The sequence below is a fragment of the Desulfosarcina ovata subsp. ovata genome (assembly GCF_009689005.1).
Lineage (GTDB): Bacteria > Desulfobacterota > Desulfobacteria > Desulfobacterales > Desulfosarcinaceae > Desulfosarcina > Desulfosarcina ovata.
The window spans coordinates 6233520-6253399 of sequence record NZ_AP021879.1; the positions used below are offsets into that span (position 1 = coordinate 6233520).

Sequence of the window (19880 nt, forward strand, 5' to 3'; positions counted from 1 at the left end):
TGAAATAAAAATGGATTTTTTTTATGATAATTTTTTTTTGCATTGATGGTGTTTGGCGGGTTGGTACGATAGTTGCTTAGAAGGTGTCAGCAATGCGGCCCCCCAGAAAAGTGAGCTTGATATGAACCATTGCCTGCCGGAGGAATATTCCTGCAGGCCGGAATCAGGATGCGAGGATTATGAGCAAATACTATCTTTTTCAGGATACGAAAAAATGTATCGGGTGCCATGCCTGCGAAGTGCAGTGCAAGGCAAACAAGAATCTGCCGATCGGTCCCCGTTTGTGTCAGATCATTCAGGTCGGTCCGAAAATGATCGGCGGGCTGCCCCGGGCGGCTTATATCTTCATGCCTTGCTTTCACTGTGAAAACCCCTGGTGCGTTGCCGCCTGTCCGACCGGTGCCATGCAGCAGCGCAACAGCGACGGGATTGTTTTTGTTGATCACAGCCTTTGTGTGGGCTGTAAAACCTGTATTTCGGCCTGCCCCTGGGGCGCTCCGCAATGGGATCCGGAAACCGGTAAGGTGGTTAAGTGTGACTACTGCATGGATCGCATTGACCAGGGATTGGAGCCGGCCTGCGTGACCACCTGTACCACCCAATGCCTGAAGTTCGGCAAGGTGGAGGATATGACTCAGATCCGCCGGGAGCGCCATGCCCAGACGGTGGCTTCGCTGGAGCATACCGCATTCTGAGGAAGCCTTTTTTTTCGATTTTCCTAGCACCCAATCCCCTCCCTCCAGGTCCCTCCGGGATTGTCCCGGAGGGACCACCCCTCTGACGCCCGGAGCTGAGACGATCTGTGCTTCGATGCGGTCGGGGGCATGGGCAAGGGCGGTTTTTGGGGCCAGCAAGAGGTCATGCAATGTCCAATAGCCAATGTCCGGTTACGGAAAGCATTCATTCTATCGATGAACTCATCGGCACTGGGGGGTTGAAGCACCCGCGCAGCCGGAGAATCGCCGAGGAGATCCACAGCCTGATGGATGACGTTGCCTGGGGGCGTGCCGGCGACGATCATCTGCCGGCGATTCGGGAGTTAATCCAGGATCTGATGCGCGGGAAGGACGAGCAGGAAGGCTATCGCCTGGGTCAGCACCTCCATCAGACGCTGACGACTCACGGTGAGGTGTTCGAAAGCCATGTCAAGACCCACAACTGCCCGACGGGAACCTGCGAATGGCTGACGCCGGCACCTTGTCAGATGGCGTGTCCGGCAGGAATCGACGTGCCCACCTATGTAACCTTGATCGGTCAGGGCCGGGATGCCGAGGCCATTGATGTGATCCGTCGCGACAATCCGTTTCCGTGGGTTTGCGGGCTGGTTTGCACCCGTCCCTGTGAGTTCATGTGTGTCCGCGGACGGATGGATACGCCGGTTTCCATCAAATTTCTCAAGGCCTTTGCCGCCGAGCGGGCCATGTCCGAGGGGACCTACCGGAATCCGGAAAAAGAGGCGGACAAGGGCAAGCGCATCTGCGTGATCGGTGCCGGCCCCGGGGGCTTGAGTGCGGCGTATTACCTGGCTCTCAAAGGCTACGGGGTCCATGTCATCGAAGCCCTGCCCATGGCCGGGGGGATGATCATGGTGGGCATTCCCCGATACCGGCTGCCCCGGGAGGTGATCGACCGGGAAGTGGCCATGCTGGAAGAGCTGGGGGTCACATTTGCCTTCAACACCCGCTTTGGTGTGGACGTGACCCTGGATGCACTGAAGTCCCAGGGTTATAATGCCTTTTTCTTTGCCATCGGCGCGCACAAAGCCTATAAACTGGGTATTCCGGGAGAGGACGATTTTCCCCAGACCATGGAGGCCATCGACCTGCTGCGTCGTGTGGCCCTGGGGGAGCGGCGCATGCCGGGAAAACAGGTGGTCGTCGTCGGTGGCGGGAACGTGGCCATTGATGCGGCCAGAACCTGCCTGCGGCTGGGGTGTCCCGAGGTGACCATTGCCTATCGCCGTACGCGCCATGAAATGCCGGCCGACGAGGAAGAGGTCGAGCAGGCCGAGGAAGAAGGCGTGCGCTTTTCGTTTCTTACCATTCCGGGCAAGATCGTGGGCCAGGATAACCGCATTACAGGGCTGCGCTGCGTCCGTGCCGAACTAGTCCAGCGGGAGGGCAGCAGCCGCATGTCTCCGGTACCTATTCTGGGAAGTGAGTACACGATGAACGCCGATGTGGTGATCAGTGCCATCGGTCAGAAGGTGGATCAGCTGTGCCTGGGGGAAATGAAAACCATGGGATGGACCCGGCGTGGTACCATTGACGTGAACATGGTGACGATGCAGACGTCTATCGACGGTGTGTTTGCCGCCGGCGATGCGGTGACCGGGCCGGCCACGGTGATCGAAGCCATCGGCGGGGGCAAGCGGGCGGCCGAGGCCATTGACCGCTACCTTCTTGGCATTCCCCAGCCACAGATGCCGCCGGTACCGGTGCGCAGGCGCCGTGAACCCTGTATTGAAGTTCCGGCCAGCACCAAAACCGTCATCAAGCGTCCGGTGATGGATATGCTCAACCTGGATCGTCGGCGAACCATGTTTCAGCAGGTGGAGCTGGGCTATACGGAAAACATGGTTCGTGAAGAGGCCCGCCGGTGTTTGCGTTGCGATATCTGCCGCCGCTGCGGCCGTTGTGTGGAGGTCTGTCGGGACAAAATGGGCATCAGTGCCCTGCAGTTGGGCTACCTGAATTTCGACCATCCCGGCCCCACGGATCTGCGCATTACCGAGGAACGCTGCATTACCTGTGGTGCCTGCGCAGCCAATTGCCCCACCGGTGCCATGCGCATCGAGGATCGGGGAGATGAGCGGCTGTTGCTGCTGTGCGGTACGATTCTGAACCGGCAAAAGCTTGTTTTCTGCGATTCCTGCGGTAAGGCCATGGGGCCACGCAAATATCTTGATTTCATCAACAAGCGTGTCAAATCAGTTGGCAATGCGTCTGAACAAGTTTTGGTTTGCGAGGATTGCGCCCGAAAAAAGAGCGCCCGGTTTAATGTGGATACGCTGCCGGTCTGAGAGACTGTTTGAGATTCGAAAGGGGAACGACCATGGTTTTTCGAAGGGGACAGAAGGTCGAAGTGTACCAGGCGAGCAAGGATGAGAGTTGGGAAGATTACATGGATCGGTTTATCGGTCTGCACGGAATCATCACGGATCCGGATACCGCCATCAATGATCCCGATGCCCTGGTGGAGGTGAGCCTGGACGGCAAGGGGACCCACCGCCTGCCCCAGGATTGCCTGCGGCCCATCGATTCGTAAACCAGGATCCAGGCGTCAGGGTCAGGATCCGGAAAAAGGAGCAATTTTCGCCATGCGGGTTCAGGATGTGATGAAACAGAAGCGCCGGAAGGTCCACACCATTCCGGTTGAGCGGACCGCCGAGGACGCCATTGTCCAGATGACCGAAAGTGGTACATCGGCCCTGATCGTCATGGGCGGAGACCGGCCCGTGGGCATTTTTACCGAGCGGGACGTGCTACGTTGTCATGTGGCCTGGCGGGGCCGCCTGTTCCGTGAAATGCCGCTTCGGGAGGCAATGACCCATAAGCTGATCGTAGCCCAACCCGATGATCTGGTGAGCAGCGCCATGGCCATGATGATCAAGGCCGATATCCGGCATCTGCCGGTGGTGGAGGATCAGTGCATCAACGGTATGCTCGCCATTTCCGATCTGGTCAAGCATCATGTGGGTGAATTGACCGCCGAACTCCATTACCTTCAGGAATATATTACCGATCTTCAGGACGCCGTACAGGATTAGACGATGATCAATATAATTATCGACGGCACTGCCTATCCGGCAGAAGAGGGACAGACCGCACTCGAGGTGGCCCGTAAAAACAATATCAATATTCCCACCCTGTGCTATCACCCGGCATTGAAGCCTTCCGGGGCATGCAAGCTCTGCGCGGTGGAAATGACCGGTCGAACCGGTGGTCGCCAGATTGCCATGCTCTCTTGCATCCTCAAGGTTTCGGAGGGCCTGGAAATCAAAACCACGGGACCCATCGTGGATGCGGCCCGGACCAAGGCGTTTAAGAATTTGTTGCGCATGGCTCCCCAATCCGCGCGCTTGCGCCGCATGGCCGCCGAGTACGGGGTGGACCTGGGCGCACCGCCGGATGGCTGTGTGCGCTGTCGGCTGTGTATCCGGGTATGCAAGGAAATCGTGGGAGCCGGCGCGCTCAAAATGAAGAAGATCGACGGCGTGCCGTTTGTCACGCCCGAACCGGATCGCTGTATCGGCTGCGGTACCTGCGCCAACCTTTGTCCCACCGGTGCGATCCGGGTGGAAGACAACGAGAATGTCCGATCGATCCTGATTCGCGGCGAGACCATCGGCAAGCATCCGCTGGAACGTTGCCAAGGGTGTGGCCGCTGGTTCGCGACGACCCGCTTCATGCACTTTATCGAGCAGCGTACCGCGCCTCACCCCCACGTCAAGGAGAGCCATATCTACTGCCCGACCTGCGCCAAGCTGTTTTCCGACCGCACCCGGGCTGCCGCCGAACATTCGATCAAAGTGCTCATGCCCGGCCACTAAGTGATTTCAAATTTGAAATTTGAGATTTGAAATCGGCGCCATTCGCGGTTTCGAATAAAAAACGCCCCTTCCAAATGGGAAAGGGCGTTTTTTATTCGAACTTAATTGCGACTGGCGCCTACACTTCCAGCCAGGAGTCAGAGTACAGGGTCTTGCCAAGGATGACATCCACGGTTTTGGCGTAGTCCAAAAGCTCCTTGGAGAGACTTCCGCGATCGGGCTCGGTGCCGTCCAGCATGCCGTAGATCAGGTCGATGATATCCTGACGCTCGCCCTTGCAGATGGCGGTCTGCTTTTCATCCCGCGGATCGGTAATGATCGATTCCATGCCGCATTTCATCAGCATCACGGTGTAAGTCTGGTTGATGATGGGGCGCAGGTGATCGGGCGGTCCATTGGAAATGTTGGACAGGCCGCAGGTGCTGCGGGCGCCCGGTGCCATATCCGGAATCATTTTCTGGAACTCCATCAGGCTGATGGCCTGGGGTTGCTGAATGTTTACCGGGGTAACAATGCCGTCGACCCAGATCTTTTCGTTGGGGATGCCGGCTTCGTTGGCGAAGTAGAGCAGCTCCACACAGAGGGCGGCGCGCTCGTTTTCATCACGGGGCAGGCCGTCGGGTCCCCACATCAGGGCGACGAAGTCGGCGTTGTATTCGGCTGTCATGGGAACCATGCGCTCGTAACGCTCCGGTCGGCACATGATGGAGTTGACGATGTGCGGGGTACCGCTGGGGACTTGCTTGATCACCTTCAGCGCCGCTTCGATGGCATCGATATTGGACGTGTCCAGGGCCAGGGGCAGATCGGGAACCACGTCCTGTACCACTTCCACCACCCAGGGCATCAATTCATGGCCGTCTTTTTTGGCCGGTCCCAGGTTGATGTCGATGTAGTCCATTCGTTTCTCTTTTTGGAAAAGGGCCTCTTCCTGGATCGGTTTGGGATCGCGTTCCTTGAACGCACGGCCGATCTTTTTTGAAATGACATTCAAACTCTCGCCGATCAGTAGCATACTCTCACTTCCTTTCTTTTACTCGGCATCATGTTCCGGCCAATACCTTGGCCACGAATGACGCGATTGCCAATGAATGGCCGGCAGACCGGCCAGGAAAAGACGGTCAGAGACGAAAAGCTCAACCACGACTCCGACCGTTTGATCATGTAGCGGTTACGCTTTGAGAAACCCGGGGATATGTGCAGCTTCCCGGGGGCCAACGGTAATGGTCCAGCCAGGCAGTTCCTCTTCCACGTCGCCAACGATGGCGGCAGCATAGCCGGGAATGACAATTTCCTGGTTTTTGATTTTGTCCACGATCCCGCATTTTTTCACGAACATACCCACGTCGTCGCCGGCGAACTTGCCTGCGGCCCAGGCAGTGAGGACCGACAGTCCCTCGGAATCCTTCACGAGCAGCCAGGTGGGAACCTTGCTGGCCTCAATTTCACCGGAAACGATGAAGTAGGTCAGAGCAAAATTGGTGGTTACCAGAACACGAGAGTTCTCATCCGGATTGTTGATCGGGTAGATGCCTTCGGTCACGGTCATGGGCCGCTGCGGGTCGGTGAAAATGTTGAGCCGTTCCAGGAGCAGCGGGAAGACGTTCTCACCGGTAAAATCGGACAGGACCACAATGCTGCCGTATTTGGCGATGTACATGGCAGCCAGCATGGTCTCCACATCGATATTCGAGGCCATCTCGCAGGGAAAGGCGATGGTCGGGAAACCCACGGCGCGGTTACCGTCCTTCAGGGCAGCGCGGCGAATACCGATCATGTCCTGATTGGACTGTTTGGGATCACGGGAGCCGGGATCCAGGACCAGGTCCTTGATCCCCATGCCGGTGAGCTTTTCCGACAAGGCGGTCAGTCCGTCGACGGAATCGGCCTTGATGGCCAGGGGCAGGTCGTTGTCCTTAGCAATGGCGCCGAAGTCATCGGCATTGGCTTCCGTGGCCGCGTACATCAAGGGGCGTTTGAATCCACAGGCGTCCACGCCGGCCTTCATCACGGCGGCGTCTTCGGTGATCAGGATGACGTTGAATTCCGATGTCTCGGCAACTTGTTTGGCCACGGCGGCAAACGCGCCAGCGTCGCCATTCACGTCTTTAACGGCTACCAGTTCAGGGCGCAGATTGAGACCCACACGTTCGAACTGAAGCGCGTTCCAGGCTTTGAGCTTGGCTTCCAGGTCCGCAGCGGCGATATCGCTGCCTACCTGGGCGGCCAGTAAGGTCGGGCTGTAGAAGGTTTTCTCATGACGATACTGTACGGTTTCGCCACCGGTGGCAGCCTTGCGCACACCCTTGCCGATGGTGAACGGACGAATAGGCGGGGCCGAGGCTTCGGAAAGCTGAGCCCGCGCTTCTTCGGAAACATAGGGGCAACTGTCCAGCTCAGCCTTACCCGATGCCAGGTTCATGGCAAAGGCAAGGCAGGTGGGTACCCCACACTCCTTGCAGTTGGTCTTGGGCAGCAGTTTGAAAATCTGAATACCGGTTAATGCCATACGTTTCTCCTTGTCTGTATGGGCAATTCACCCGGCCACGCATGCCGGGGAATCGGTTCGGTTGGATGAAGCGGGTGCAACCCGCACCCGCTTCATCGTCGTTTCGTTTAGCCGATGATTGGAGGCATGGACAGGGCCGGATGGCCTTTTTCCTGGAGGTAGGGCAGGATCTCCTCCTCGGTGATGCCCACGGTTTCATCAGCGATCATATCATAAAAACCGGGGATACCATTTTCCTCGCCATATCTTTCTATACGCTCCTTGATCTCTTCCTTGAGGATTTTGGGCATCCAGACCATGCGGTGCAGTCCACCGTCACCCTTGATGAACTTTTTCTGGGTGATGTTGAACTTGGAGTGGCCCACGAAACCCGGAGACGAAGCGCCACCGCCCATGACACCGGCCAGGGTGGTGAACTTCATGCCGCAGGGGGTCTCGCCGGCATAGTCGCGGTTGACGGTCATGACTCCGTTGCACGAGGGCAGCATGGCGGCAATGCACTCGCAGCACCCGCAAGTGGTCATGGGGTCGATAACCATTGAGTAGAAGTTGTAGTGGGTCACGGCGCCGCGGGAGGCTTTGTAGACAAAGTCGTTGACGCCTTTCCACTGGCCCAGCACCGGATCGATGCACTCGCCCTTTTCGATGGGCTGGTTGGGGCCGGTGGGGTTGATCTCGTAGGAGGCCTTGCAGTCCATCCAGTTGTAGGCACCGCACAGGCCGGTCCGCTCTGGGCTGACCGAACACACGTGGTTGGGCGCGAAGGACTGGCACAGGGTGCAGGAGTAGAAGACCTCCACGTCCTCGTCGGTCATCTTCTCGACGCGCTCGTCACGCGTCTTGTACTCGGCGCGGGCCCGTGCGGTCAGCTTGTCCACGTCTTCCTTATTGGTCATCAGGGTTACCTGGACCTTGTCGAGGATTTTGCCGAAATCCTGATGGTACTTGGCATGCAGCACCACGCCGATATCTTTGATACTGAAACCCTTCTCGATGGCGGCATCGCTGATGCGTACCCAGGCGATGTCGCGCTGGCCGATATGCATGATGCTCTGAATGTAGTTGACCAGGTGATGGGTCTGACGTTCCAGGATCGGTTCGAAGTCGGGCTGAAATTCGCGGCCGGCCACCTGAACATAGATGCCCAGCGGGAAGGTGTCACCCTTTTTCAGGTCGGTAACATCCGGACCGTCAAGGATGACCTTGCCGTCCTCGATCTCGTTCATCTCGGCCATCTTTACCAGCTCGGTGCACTGGGTTTTGCCGCCACCGGCCTGGCAGTGCAGGTCGGCGCCACGCACGCGCTCGCCCTCGTAAGCCGGGCCGAATGCGCAGGGGATGTCGATGTCGGAGACGATGGTCTTGAGGCCGCGGACTTCCACGGACCTCTGGCAGATTTCGTCAACAGGCACGTTGGCGACCACATGCTCGTAGGTGCAGATACCCGTGGGCAGGATCTCGGGAATGTCGCTGTCGGCCAGGGTCGGGAAACCCCAGTTGACGCAACCGGCGGCGGCCACGCCCCACTCGGTGCCGACATCGCCTAGGGCGTTGACGAAGGCAAAAATACGATCTTTGTTGTAAAGCAGGATTTTTTTATGGTCGCCGGGTTGCACGCCACCAAAGGCCATGGCGGCGCGGTTGGCGAACCCGAGAGCGAAGACGGCCGAGGAGATATCCGGGCCGAAGGGCACGATACGGGTGTTCCAGCCGATCTGGACGCCCAGGCTGATCAACTGCTCGATAACGGAGGTACCGTTATGACGGGCCGCGCAGAACATGTAGAGACTGCGTTTCTGGTAGTCCTCGATAATGTCCTTGGCGATTTCCGCTGTGGGGGCGGCACCCACGACGGCGGCGAACCCGGGAGCGGAACCGTCCACGAACTCCACGCCGCGTTTACGCAGGATCGTGTCGTCGGCTGGGCCGACCCAGATTTTGCCGGCCTCGATGTCCGGGTCTTCCTCGGGGATGTAGAAATCCGGCTGGTCGAGGATGCGCAGGGCTTCCATGATCTCGTAGGCGAAAACGGCGGCCATGCCGGCGTCCAGCAGGGGCCCCAGGTATGGCAGGTGGTGCTTGCCTTTGATGTGCGGGGGCAGCAGGCCGCGGGCGAACTCGAGGGGTTTTTTCAGGTCTTCCAGGGTTTCGACCTTCATGCCGGTCAAGGAGTAGATCACCGGCAGGTAGTAGGCCGTGTTGGGAAAGCCGATCTTGGTATCGGCGTTGTATGTATCCAGCGCCTTGCGGTAGAGCCCTTCAGTGGCGGAAACCACCTTGTACCCACCCTGAATGGCGGCAAATGCGATCAATTTAGACATATCGTATTCCTCCTTCGTTGAGGATCTGGTTGATAATAATTACCCTTCCAGGGCCTGGCGGTCGGCCATATCCATGAGGACGCGTTCCCGGGCCCTGTCGATGCCCAGTTCCTTGCGCTTCTTGTCGATGTGGGCGATCATCAGTTGGGCATGCTTGATCGGATCGGGTTCGATATCCCACATACCGCCGTAGAGCTTTTCATATTCCTTGCAAATGTGATTGTGGAACACCGGTGCACCGGAGGTGGGCAGGGTGACGCCGAAGACGGTGTACACACCGGAGACGACAAAGTAGTGGCCGATGGAGATGGCCTTCTCGCTCATCCACTCGGGCGCGCTGCCGGCCACTGGAATGTCGCAGATGTCCTTGCCCAGCCCGCCGGCCTTGACCACTTCGGTGGCTGCCAGCAGGATGCGGCTGTTGTCCACGCAGGAACCCAGATGCAGGACCGGCGGGATACCCACGGTTTCACAGACTTCGGCCAGACCCGGGCCACAGTGCACGGAGGCGGATTCCGGAGTCAGCAGGCCCTCCATGGCGCAGGCGATGGCGTTGCAGCCGGTGGTCAGCACGATGACGTCGTTTTTGATCAGCTCCTTGACGACCTCGATGTGGGCCTGGTTATGACGGGTGCGGGCGTTGTTGCAGCCCACCACGCCGGCGATGCCGCGGATGCGGCCGTTGATGATGTTGTCGTTCAGGGTGTAGTAGGTGCCGCGGAAGGTGCCGCCCAGGTGATACTGGATCGATTCCACGCCGAAACCCGCGATCTGGGTGGCTTTTTGCTGGGGAATCATCACCTCGGTGCTGCGGTTTTGGAAATTGTCGATGCCCATGCGGACGATCTTCTCGGCGTCTTCCAGGGCGTGGTGTTCGTCGAATTCGATGTGGATGACGCTGTCCTGCTCCATCTTGGCGATGGGGTGGGTGGTGATCAGTTTGGTATGGAAACACTCGGCCACGTTGGCGATATTCTGCATGATACACTGGATGTCCACCACCATGGCGTCGCAGGCGCCGGTGATGATGGCCAGTTCCTGCCCCAGGAAGGTGGTGGCCGACGGGATGCCGTGGCGCTGCAGGATTTCGTTGGCCGTGCAGCAGATGCCGCTGAGCTGGATCCCCTTGGCACCCTTGGACTTGGCGTATTCAATGATTTCGGGCCGTTGGCAGACGGCGACGATCATCTCCGAAAGTACCGGCTCATGGCCGTGGACGACGATGTTGACGTGGTCTTCCTTCATGACGCCCAGATTGGCCTCGGACTGCAGGGGATACGGGGTGCCGAAGAGCACATCCTGCAGGTCGGTGGCCAGCATGGAGCCGCCCCAGCCGTCGGCGATGGCGGCGCGGGTGCCCTGCTTCATCAGGTTCTTGTAGTCCATATCAACGCCGATGTGGGTGCGGTGCATGATTTCGACGATCTCACGGTCGATATTGCGTGGAATCACGCCGTTTTTCTTCCATTTTTCGTACAGCGCTTCCGGTGCGCGTTTGGCGAAAAGCAGTTCACCCTCGGGTTTGCCCCACTCGTTCATGGCGGCTTCGGCCGTTTCCAGGGCGATCTCGTCAATGTCGCGGTCCTTGATCTCGCCGTCCTCTTCGACCGTGATTGCGACGCCCAGCGCCGGAGCGATCTGCAGCAGCTTGTTGATGTCTTTGACTTTATACGCGTCGGTTTCCTTGCGGGCCGCACTCAAGAACACTTCGGCCACGCAACGGCCATGGTCGGAGTGGGCCGAGGCGCCGCCGGCGATCATGCGGATGAAGTTACGCGCGGCAATGGTGTTGGCCGTGGCACCGCACAGGCCTTTGCGGGTATCTTTGCCTTCGATGCCGCCCTTGGGCAGCGGCAGGCGGCAGGGTCCCATGGAGCAGTTCTTGCAGCAGATGCCCTGAACACCGATATTACAGGGTTTCATCTGAACGGCACGATCGAAGACCGTATCGATGCCCATTTTCTGGGCACGGACAATCATTTCCTGGCTGGCCGGATCGATGGTTGCGGCGATGGGATCGGCCAATTTAGGGGCCGCGGCTTTTTTCGCGACGGGTTTCTTAATTTCTGCCATTAGAGGTTCCTCCTCGTATTAATGTTGGCAAGGGTTAACGATTAGTACAACGCGACACGCCGGTGGACCCAGTTGAGCTTATCCAGGATCTTCTCGTGCTCGGTTTTCTGGACGGCGGCGGCGGTCATGAGAATGGCCTTGTCCTTGTGCCCGGCTGCATGCTTGGCAGCCAATTTCTCGCGTTCGGCGGCCCGTTTCTGGCGCAGGGCGTCTTCGGCGGCTTCGCGCTCGGCGACTTCCTTGGCTCTGGCCTCTTCTTCTGCCTTGGCCTTGGCTTCGGCTTCAGCCTTGGCCTTGGCTTCGGCTTCGGCCTGGGCCTTGGCTTCAGCTTCGGCCTTGGCTTTGGCCTCGGCTTCGGCCCTGGCTTTGGCCTGGGCTTCCAGCTCTTCTTTGGACGGCCCTGTTTCTTCGGCAGCGAAGAGATCCTTTGGCTCGTCTGCAAATAGATCCTTTGCCATGACTACATCCCTCCTAATTTCTTAAGCGTTTGTTCCAACGTCAAGTTATGTTGCTCGGCCGTGTGCTCGATGTCTTCCCTTGTACAGCTTTTGGCAGCCAGCAATTTTTCGAGATCCAGGCCGAGGTTTTTGGCGACTGTATCGATTTCACGTTCCGGAGCCGGTGTCTCGTCGGCTTTCGGTGCAGCCGGTTTAGCCGCAGGTGCCGCCGGTTTTGCGGCGGCTTTCGGTGCGGCCTTGGCAGCCGGTTTGGCGGCCTTCTTTTCTTCCTCGATGGTCAGATCCGGTTCCGGTGCCAAGGCGGCCAGGTCCACGGATACCCCTTCCAGGCGCTTGGCGATGGGCGCCAGATCGGCCAGGCTGCCACCATCCATGATGGCGTCAATATAGGCCTTGACCAGGCGAATGGATTCGGGATGACGCATGATCAGGATGTCGGAACCGGCCATCAGGTAGGTGACCGCCCCCACGGTTTCCATGAGGATGCCGCGGCGTTCCGGGTCTCCCAGAGTCGGGGCCTCTTCCACGGTCTCTTTGGCTTCCTTGCACTTCCAGACTTCATTGGCCAGATTGTTGATCATGGGCATCTGCAGCTTGTCGTCCCCCTGGGCCATGGCGGCCATTCTCAGTCGCTCCATGACCGAATAGCTGTACTCCATGCCGTATCCCAGGCCGCCGGTGGTCGGATCGATGATCACACGGTCCATAGGCATGCCCAGGTTCTCGAGCAGGATGTTGACCTGTTTGGCAAGGTTGACGTCAATGGGAGACGAGCTGATGATGGCATGGCCATAACCCATGGCAGCGGCGCCGATGCCCTTGTGGTTCGTGTCCTCCACCGGCCCTATGGTCAGCTGCACATCCTGGCAGTCCTCGGCGATCTGTTTGAACACCGCCTCGTCTTTCTCGTGGTTGGCCACCCCCCAAATGATCAAGGGCACGTCGACGGCACCCAACACCTTTTTAACCGTGGCCGAAGCATCCGCCGGGCTGGCATCGGTACCGTTGGGATCCGTGCTTTTGAGCTGCAGGACGATGAGCTCGGCACCGAACTCGTCCACGCATTTTTTTGCCCATGCGGCTGGATCGGACACCACGTCCTTGAAGGGCTCCAAGGCTGCTGCCGGCCACTCTTCAGGTGCCATGTCCCAGATTTCCATAGCAATTTTTGGTTTGTGGGGCATTTCGCCCTCAAACTGGTAGAATGGGTAGCAGGTCTCGCCTCCGACGGTAATGGCTTTGTCGCCCTTACCGATGGAGATCGGCTTGATCCCCCCTGCATAGGATTCTTTATAAAATTCGAAACTCAAAGTTACCTCCTTATCAGCTACCGGTTAATGATTGAGGTTGACTAAAGTATTGCGGTAATGCGTTGCGTTTTATGGCCAGTGCGCAGAAACACGGCCAGCGTCTGGTGTTTTCAGGCCCCCTTTCTTAAGGTAATTTTTTTTATATGCGGTATCTACAACGGTAGATATGAAGCGGAAGGGTATGGGGGGACACAGGAAGCGGATATGGTCAACGCGATGGTTATTATGCCTCGTGTTCAGGTAACGCCTCATCGGCAATACAATCCTCTGGTATGCAAACAATAACTAATTTGTTTGTCGAATGAACAACTTGTAAAATAACATCTGCCTCAAACCGTCTTGGCCACGACGGGTACCCGCTTCCCGAAGGCGGAAAATCAGTCGGTATTCTTATTGATAGATGACTGATTTGTCAATAGATGAGTGCGATAAATCCAAAATTCCCACTGGATCGGATTCAGCGATCGGTGGCTGGTGGAGGGCACTCACAGCGTTTGCGATGGATACGCTTTTTTTGCGCGTCCGTTCAAATGGGGCGTTATGCCCCGGGAGAGGCCTCCCCATTTTTTTTCCGGTCCGCCAGCCGCGTTTTGAGACGCGGAAAATGGTTCAGATCCGTATGCGGCAGAAACAGGGCGGCCACATAATTGTCCATGTACGATGGGGTCTCGGAGAGTTCGAAATTGGTCATGTTGCGGGTCACCTCCACCACGTCTCTGCGGATGCGGTTGGTCAGGCTGCTCATTTTGGCTCCCATCAGGGAGCTATTGCCGATAAAGGTCACTTTCTCGGGATCGATTTCCGGCAACAGACCGATGGTCATGGCTTTTTCCAGATCCACATAGCTGCCGAATCCGCCGGCCAGGACAATCCGGTCAAGATCCTGCATACCCATGCCCACTTCGGTGAGCAGGGTCATGCAGCCGCTGTAGATGGCACCCTTGGCCCGGATCAGGTTTTCGATATCGATTTCAGTGAGTGCAATGTCATTGTCGATCTGTGTTTCGTCGTCCCAGGCGAGGACGTATTCCCATACGCCGTTGTCCTCGCGCAGGCGCGGGGTGGGCAGGTCGCGGTTGAATTTGCCCAGGTTGTTGATCAGCCCCATCTCGAACATCACCGCGGTCATGATAATCAGACCGGACCCACAGATACCCTTGGGGCGGACGTTGCCGATGGTCATCAGCATCGGTTCCCAGGTAACCGGGTCCAGGGAGAAATCCTCGATGGCGCCCTTGGCCGCGCGCATGCCATGTTTGATGCCGCCCCCCTCGAAGGCCGGGCCGGCGCTGCAGGCGGCACAGGCCAGCCAGTCACGGTTGCCGATGACGATTTCGGCGTTGGTGCCGATATCCATGAACAGGGTCAGCTGCTCATCGAGATAAAGGCCCGCGCCCATGACCCCGGCGACGATATCACCGCCCACGTAGCTGGAAACGGCCGGATAGACCAAGGCGGTCACATAATCGTCCACTGCCAGACCGATATCCACGGCCCGGATGGGCGGGTAGAGGGTCGAGGCCGGCACATACGGGGATCTGCGGATGTAGCGCGGGTTGACCTTGAGCAAGAGCTGGGTCATGGTGGTGTTGCCGGCCAGGGTGATGGCGGCGATATCCTCGGCATCCACCTTGGCTCGGCGGACGATTTTTTTGATGATGGTGTTGATGGTTTCGGTCACCACCTGATGCAGACGTTCCAGCCCCCCCTCTTTCTCGGCATAGACGATCCGGCTGATCACATCCTCGCCATAGCTGATCTGGCCGTTGAAATCACCGTGCTCGGCAAGAACCTCGCCGCTTTTGAGATCGATCAGCTGACCATAGATCGTGGTGGTGCCGATATCCATGGCGATGGCATAGTTGCGCTCGCTGGTATCGCCGGGCTGGACATTGACGATTTCAGTTTTGCCGCTCTCCATCACCGGCCGGGCCAGGGTGGCGGTCACCTTGAATCCGTCCTTGCGCAGCACGTCGGGAAGCTTGCGGATCACCGGCAGGCTAACCGTCAGGCGATGTTCGTTGTGGTGCAGTTTCAGATGGCTGACCAGGCGGGTCACGTCGGGCAGGTGATCCTGGTTGTCCGGTTCGGGCAGTGTGAGATAGATTTTTTCCACCGGGGGCAGGAACAGTCCGGCCTCCTTGAGATCGTTCAAGTCCTTCTGCTGGATCCGGGCCGTGCGCCGGGGGACCGTCTGCTGGTTAAGAACACTGGCATCAATGGTCGACTCCACCGGCACGCGGATGGTCAGATCCCCGTGTACCAGGGATCGGCAGGCCAGCCGATAACCCTTTTCCTGATCTGCCGCGCTCAGCTTCTCGCTGATGCCGCCGGTGACTTCACCGGCTTCCACGATAACGCGGCATTTGCCGCAAACGCCTTCACCGCCGCAGGAGGCGTTGATATGAACGCCGGCTTCCATGGCAGCGCGAATCAGGTTTTCGCCGTCCTTGACCTCGATTTCCCGGTTATGGGGCAGAAATTGGATACGATGGGTGGTGGTCATGAATTATTCCCCCCTGTGTTTTGGATTTTATAGTGGTGGATGGTCGCCGGTGATTGCTTCATTTCTCAAGTGGCCGAAGACCCGCATTTCGTTTCAGTTTCGCGGTTCGTCGAATAGGCACTGCAGCATGATCATGTCGTCTTCGATTGATGTTGTCACCTCTGACGGCAGCGTTTTGAACAGGTTGACCATGCCCAGGTTCTCGGGAACGGCATATGCCGTGAACCCTTTGATGCCATTGTCCCGGGCGCCCTCGAAAAGCTTTTCCATCAGGCGTTTTCCCAGTCCTTTGCGTTTCCAGGAACTGCTGACGGAGAAGGCCACCCGGGCCAGGTTGGTTGCCGGATCCAGCAGGTATTCGCCGATGCCCACCACCCGGCCAAAACCAACATCGCCAATCAGCGCGAGAATGGTAAGATTTTTTATATAGTCCACCTGGGATGCCTTTCCCACATCGTCATAGGCGAATGTGGTTTTCTCATGGAAAAACCGTGAGAGGACATCGCTTTTGTCCAACGCATAAAAATGCTCCTGGATTCGCCGTTCGTCAACCAGGGTTGCCGGTTGAATGGTGACGGTTTTTCCGTCGATCACCACGGTTTCCTCCAGGCGGATGGGGTAGACCCCATGCAGGCTGCCCAAAAGCGTCCGGTCGCTGCCGATCAGGTTCATGTTTTTGGCCTGGGCCATCAACTCGTCCCGAAAATCGGGGTGGGCAATGCTGATCATGGCCATGGCCCGTTCCTGGAGGCTCTTGCCGAAAAGGTTGACGACACCGAATTCGGTGACCACGTAATGGACATCGCTGCGTGGGACAACCACCACCGTATCTTCGAGCATGGGGACAATGCGACTCTGTGTTCCTCCCCGGGCGGTGGCGGGCAGGCCGATGATGCTGCGGCCGCCCTCGGACTGAAACGCGCCGCGGACAAAATCGAACATCCCGGTGACGCCGGAGAACTTGTTGAACGCCATGGCGTCGGCGGCCACCTGTCCGGTCAGATCCATGGCCATGGCCACGCAAAGGGATGCCATGTTGTTGTGGGCGGCAATGACAGCCGGCGCATTGACATAATCCGAGGGGTGAAATTCAATGGCCGGGTTGTCGTTGATGAATTCGTACAGGTTGGCCGACCCGATGGCGCCGCTGGCCACGATTTTTCCGTTGTTGAGTCCCTTGTGCCGGTTGGTGACCACTCCCCGGGCAAACAGCTGCATGATTTCATCGGTCAGAAACTGGGTGTGAATGCCCAGATCGTTTTTTTCGGCCAGATTGGCAACGATGGCCTGTGGCGCTGCATCCGGCGTGATGTGCAGGGTGGCCCCGTCCTTGATCAGCCGTGCGGTAAACCGGGCAATGGTGCCGGCTGCCTCGGATTCGACGATCTCCGGCAAGGTCAGGATGGGTTCTTCTTTCTGGACCACCAGATGGACGTCGTTCACATGAATGAAACTGCGGCCCAGCACCCGGGGCATCTGCGGGTTGACCTGCGCAATGACCAGATCCGCCGAATTGGCCGCGGCCAGGGTGATGTCCACCGATACCCCCAGGCTCATCCAGCCGAAATCATCTGGCGGGGTGACCTGGATCAGGGCTACGTGGATGGGCAACTGCCGGCTTTTAAATAGCCGGGGCACGGAAAAGAGATTGAGCGGGGTAATAAAGCGGGATTTCTCGATCAACCCCTTCGATTTCGCCGATCCCATGTAAAATGAGCGGATGTTAAGGCGTTGACCGCGGCTGCGCTCGGCAATGGTACTCAAGGAGGTGGTTTCCATGGACATGAGACGCACGATTTCAAGATCGGTGAATCCGCCGGCGGCCTCGGCAAGGGCTTTCACCAGATGCTGGGGCTCTCCACAGGATGAACCGATGAAAATGCGCTGGCCGGGACGGATGCGTCCGATGGCCTCTTCCGCCGTACAACACTTCTGTACGTAACTATCCGCCCAGTATGGACTGCCTGCCATGATTGTTTCCTCCGGTGGGGTGCGGGCCGACGCCCGTGTTGTACTCCTTATTAATATAGGGAGTACAAATATTCCCGTCCGAACCTGTATCAATAACCCGTTATCCGGGCGTTGGCAATAGGCCAACATCGCTGAACGATATTCATTTTTTCTTGACGTAAACAAGATTATATATCTATATAACAATTTGAAGAATTTAGTAAATGCTCGCATCGTTGGGTGGCCCGGCGACGAACGATCGGGCGCACCAATGCGCATGCGGACGTTCAGCGTTAAATTCAGGCGGTGGTATGGTCAATTTGCTGAAGGGAATCTGCGGTGTGATCGACCGGTCCAACGAAGTCGTGGGCCGTGGGGTTTCATGGATAACCCTGCTGCTGGTGGCGGTGGTTTTTGTGGATGTGGTCATGCGGTATCTGTTCAAAACCAGTTTCGTTTTCACCCAAGAACTGGAATGGCATTTGTTTGCCTTCATTTTTTTGATCGGTGCCGGATACACTCTGCTTCACGACGGACACGTGCGCGTGGATATCATTTATCAGCGTCTGGGTGTCAAGGGCCGGGCCTGGATCAACCTGATCGGCGTCATCGTTTTCCTCATTCCCGGTTGCTACCTGGTGATCAGCACATCCTGGAAATTTGTCGGCAACTCTTTCTCCATGCTCGAAGGGTCCCCGGATCCGGGCGGCATTCCCTACCGCTTTATCGTCAAGGGAACCATGACCGTGGGGTACGTCCTGCTGCTGCTGCAGGGTATTTCCATGGGCATGCATGCCCTGCTGCAGATTCTGGGGGTTGAAACGGTCGATGAGGAGAACGCCTGATGGAGTTTCTGCCCGCGTGGATGTTTCTGGCCCTGACCATCCTGCTCATGGCCGGTTTTCCGGTCACTTTTACCCTCATGGGAACCGCCCTATGTTTCGGCCTGATCGGCTTCGGCTGGTCGTTTTTCAATCTCCTGCCCCTCAGAATATGGGGGGTGATGACCAATGTCACCCTGATTGCCGTGCCCCTGTTCGTTTTCATGGGGGTGATGCTGGAGCGCTCAGGCCTGGCCGAAGAGCTGCTCGACACCATGGGGTTGCTTTTCGGCCGCATACGCGGTGGGCTGGCCATCTCCGTGGTGGTGGTGGGCGCCCTTCTGGGGGCGTCCACCGGTATTGTCGGTGCCACGGTGGTGACCATGGGACTGCTGGCCGTTCCCACCATGCTGCGGCGCGGCTATCAGAAGGAGCTGGCCACGGGTACCGTGTCGGCTTCCGGGACCCTGGGGCAGATCATTCCGCCCAGCATTGTCCTGGTGCTCATTGGTGATATCGTTGGCGTTTCCGTCGGTGACCTGTTTATGGGCGCGGTGTTTCCCGGTCTGCTGCTGGTGGGGCTGTTTGTTTTCTACATTGCCGTCATTTCCTTCCTGAAACCTGGCTGGGCGCCGGCCATGCCAAAGGCGGAACTGGACGCCATTACCCGGCGCCAGCTGGTGGCCCGCATGGGCAAAGCGCTTTTCCCGCCCCTGTTTCTCATGGTGGCCGTGCTGGGATCCATCTTTGCCGGAATCGCCTCGCCCACCGAAGCCGCCGCCGTGGGGGCGGTGGGCGCCACCGTGCTCACCGTGGCCAACCGCAAATTTTCCATGCAGATTCTCCATGAGGTGATGCAGACCACGGTGCGTCTGACCTGCATGGTGTTCATCATCCTGTGCGGTGCCGCAGCGTTCGGACTGGTTTTCCGGGGCCTTGGCGGCGACGGGCTGGTAAGGGAGTTTTTGGGTTCCCTGGCCCATCAGTACAGCCACAACATGGTACTGGCCATTGTCATGGCTCTGATTTTCGTGATCGGCTTTTTTCTCGATTTTATCGAGATCACCTTTATCCATGTGCCCGTGCTGGCGCCGATCATGATCGAGTTCGGTTTCGACCCGGTGTGGTTCTGTATCCTGATTGCGGTGAACCTGCAGACCTCGTTCATGACGCCTCCCTTCGGGTTCTCGCTCTTCTACCTGAAGGCGGTCACGCCCCCGGAGATCTCCACCGGCCATATCTACCGGGGCATTATTCCCTTTGTTCTCGTGCAGATTGTCGGCCTGGCCATTGTGGTTCTGTTCCCCCAGCTGGCCACTTGGTTGCCGAAAGTGGTGTTCGGCCCCTAAAGTAAAACGTGTAGATGATTTGTTCGTGCTT

Annotated in this window: 15 protein-coding genes; 7 read left to right on the forward strand and 8 right to left on the reverse strand. The window is 57.9% G+C overall.

Annotation, left to right across the window (positions count from 1 at the left end; translation table 11 throughout):
• The first annotated feature begins 179 nt into the window (after window positions 1-179).
• The 5 genes from GN112_RS27345 to GN112_RS27365 all read left to right on the forward strand — a co-directional run bounded on the left by GN112_RS27345 (window position 180) and on the right by GN112_RS27365 (window position 4552).
• Complete coding sequence (locus GN112_RS27345; RefSeq protein WP_155313066.1) at window positions 180-695, forward strand: 4Fe-4S dicluster domain-containing protein; 516 nt, start codon at window positions 180-182, stop codon at window positions 693-695.
• Window positions 696-865: 170 nt separating this feature from the next.
• Entirely contained in the window at window positions 866-3022 is a 2157-nt protein-coding gene (locus GN112_RS27350) for an FAD-dependent oxidoreductase (RefSeq protein WP_155313067.1), read from the forward strand.
• A gap of 32 nt (window positions 3023-3054) precedes the next feature.
• On the forward strand, window positions 3055-3267 hold the full coding sequence (locus tag GN112_RS27355; protein ID WP_155313068.1) for a hypothetical protein: 213 nt from the start codon (window positions 3055-3057) through the stop codon (window positions 3265-3267).
• A 52-nt stretch (window positions 3268-3319) separates the two neighbouring features.
• Window positions 3320-3769 (forward strand): CBS domain-containing protein, encoded by a 450-nt coding sequence (locus GN112_RS27360; RefSeq protein ID WP_155313069.1) that lies wholly within the window; start codon window positions 3320-3322, stop codon window positions 3767-3769.
• A gap of 3 nt (window positions 3770-3772) precedes the next feature.
• Entirely contained in the window at window positions 3773-4552 is a 780-nt protein-coding gene (locus GN112_RS27365; protein ID WP_155313070.1) for a 2Fe-2S iron-sulfur cluster-binding protein, read from the forward strand.
• A 118-nt stretch (window positions 4553-4670) separates the two neighbouring features.
• Here GN112_RS27365 and GN112_RS27370 read toward each other — a convergent pair whose 3' ends face one another.
• The 8 genes from GN112_RS27370 to GN112_RS27405 all read right to left on the reverse strand — a co-directional run bounded on the left by GN112_RS27370 (window position 4671) and on the right by GN112_RS27405 (window position 17700).
• The gene (locus tag GN112_RS27370) at window positions 4671-5567 is read right to left on the reverse strand and encodes a dihydropteroate synthase (protein WP_155313071.1); all 897 of its coding nucleotides are present in this window, start codon (window positions 5565-5567) and stop codon (window positions 4671-4673) included.
• Between the two features lie 156 nt (window positions 5568-5723).
• Entirely contained in the window at window positions 5724-7061 is a 1338-nt protein-coding gene (acsC, locus tag GN112_RS27375; protein ID WP_155313072.1) for an acetyl-CoA decarbonylase/synthase complex subunit gamma, read from the reverse strand.
• Window positions 7062-7168: 107 nt separating this feature from the next.
• Complete coding sequence (acsB, locus tag GN112_RS27380; RefSeq protein ID WP_155313073.1) at window positions 7169-9382, reverse strand: acetyl-CoA decarbonylase/synthase complex subunit alpha/beta; 2214 nt, start codon at window positions 9380-9382, stop codon at window positions 7169-7171.
• A 39-nt stretch (window positions 9383-9421) separates the two neighbouring features.
• Complete coding sequence (gene cooS / locus GN112_RS27385) at window positions 9422-11455, reverse strand: anaerobic carbon-monoxide dehydrogenase catalytic subunit (protein WP_155313074.1); 2034 nt, start codon at window positions 11453-11455, stop codon at window positions 9422-9424.
• A 41-nt stretch (window positions 11456-11496) separates the two neighbouring features.
• Window positions 11497-11913 carry a hypothetical protein gene (locus GN112_RS33875; protein ID WP_176603547.1) on the reverse strand — a complete coding sequence of 139 codons (417 nt, stop codon included), beginning with the start codon at window positions 11911-11913 and terminating at the stop codon, window positions 11497-11499.
• A gap of 2 nt (window positions 11914-11915) precedes the next feature.
• A complete protein-coding gene (locus GN112_RS27395; protein ID WP_155313075.1) occupies window positions 11916-13223 on the reverse strand; it encodes an acetyl-CoA decarbonylase/synthase complex subunit delta in 1308 nt (435 codons plus the stop codon).
• 538 nt (window positions 13224-13761) lie between these two features.
• Window positions 13762-15729 carry an ASKHA domain-containing protein gene (locus tag GN112_RS27400; RefSeq protein WP_155313076.1) on the reverse strand — a complete coding sequence of 656 codons (1968 nt, stop codon included), beginning with the start codon at window positions 15727-15729 and terminating at the stop codon, window positions 13762-13764.
• Window positions 15730-15822: 93 nt separating this feature from the next.
• Window positions 15823-17700 carry a bifunctional acetyl-CoA hydrolase/transferase family protein/GNAT family N-acetyltransferase gene (locus GN112_RS27405; protein WP_155313077.1) on the reverse strand — a complete coding sequence of 626 codons (1878 nt, stop codon included), beginning with the start codon at window positions 17698-17700 and terminating at the stop codon, window positions 15823-15825.
• 290 nt (window positions 17701-17990) lie between these two features.
• On the opposite strand from GN112_RS27405, the gene GN112_RS27410 reads away from it, so the two are divergent.
• A complete protein-coding gene (locus tag GN112_RS27410) occupies window positions 17991-18524 on the forward strand; it encodes a TRAP transporter small permease subunit (RefSeq protein ID WP_155313078.1) in 534 nt (177 codons plus the stop codon).
• Window positions 18524-19849 carry a TRAP transporter large permease gene (locus GN112_RS27415; protein WP_155313079.1) on the forward strand — a complete coding sequence of 442 codons (1326 nt, stop codon included), beginning with the start codon at window positions 18524-18526 and terminating at the stop codon, window positions 19847-19849. Before GN112_RS27410 ends, GN112_RS27415 begins: the two co-directional genes overlap by 1 nt.
• The last annotated feature ends 31 nt before the right edge of the window (window positions 19850-19880 follow it).

Bases quoted from the DNA above. Each gene is read 5' to 3' on its own strand.
- GN112_RS27345 (WP_155313066.1), top strand. From the start codon at position 180: ATGAGCAAATACTATCTTTTTCAGGATACGAAAAAATGTATCGGGTGC.
- GN112_RS27350 (WP_155313067.1), top strand. From the start codon at position 866: ATGTCCAATAGCCAATGTCCGGTTACGGAAAGCATTCATTCTATCGAT.
- GN112_RS27355 (WP_155313068.1), top strand. From the start codon at position 3,055: ATGGTTTTTCGAAGGGGACAGAAGGTCGAAGTGTACCAGGCGAGCAAG.
- GN112_RS27360 (WP_155313069.1), top strand. From the start codon at position 3,320: ATGCGGGTTCAGGATGTGATGAAACAGAAGCGCCGGAAGGTCCACACC.
- GN112_RS27365 (WP_155313070.1), top strand. From the start codon at position 3,773: ATGATCAATATAATTATCGACGGCACTGCCTATCCGGCAGAAGAGGGA.
- GN112_RS27370 (WP_155313071.1), bottom strand. From the start codon at position 5,567: ATGCTACTGATCGGCGAGAGTTTGAATGTCATTTCAAAAAAGATCGGC.
- acsC (WP_155313072.1), bottom strand. From the start codon at position 7,061: ATGGCATTAACCGGTATTCAGATTTTCAAACTGCTGCCCAAGACCAAC.
- acsB (WP_155313073.1), bottom strand. From the start codon at position 9,382: ATGTCTAAATTGATCGCATTTGCCGCCATTCAGGGTGGGTACAAGGTG.
- cooS (WP_155313074.1), bottom strand. From the start codon at position 11,455: ATGGCAGAAATTAAGAAACCCGTCGCGAAAAAAGCCGCGGCCCCTAAA.
- GN112_RS33875 (WP_176603547.1), bottom strand. From the start codon at position 11,913: ATGGCAAAGGATCTATTTGCAGACGAGCCAAAGGATCTCTTCGCTGCC.
- GN112_RS27400 (WP_155313076.1), bottom strand. From the start codon at position 15,729: ATGACCACCACCCATCGTATCCAATTTCTGCCCCATAACCGGGAAATC.
- GN112_RS27405 (WP_155313077.1), bottom strand. From the start codon at position 17,700: ATGGCAGGCAGTCCATACTGGGCGGATAGTTACGTACAGAAGTGTTGT.
- GN112_RS27410 (WP_155313078.1), top strand. From the start codon at position 17,991: ATGGTCAATTTGCTGAAGGGAATCTGCGGTGTGATCGACCGGTCCAAC.
- GN112_RS27415 (WP_155313079.1), top strand. From the start codon at position 18,524: ATGGAGTTTCTGCCCGCGTGGATGTTTCTGGCCCTGACCATCCTGCTC.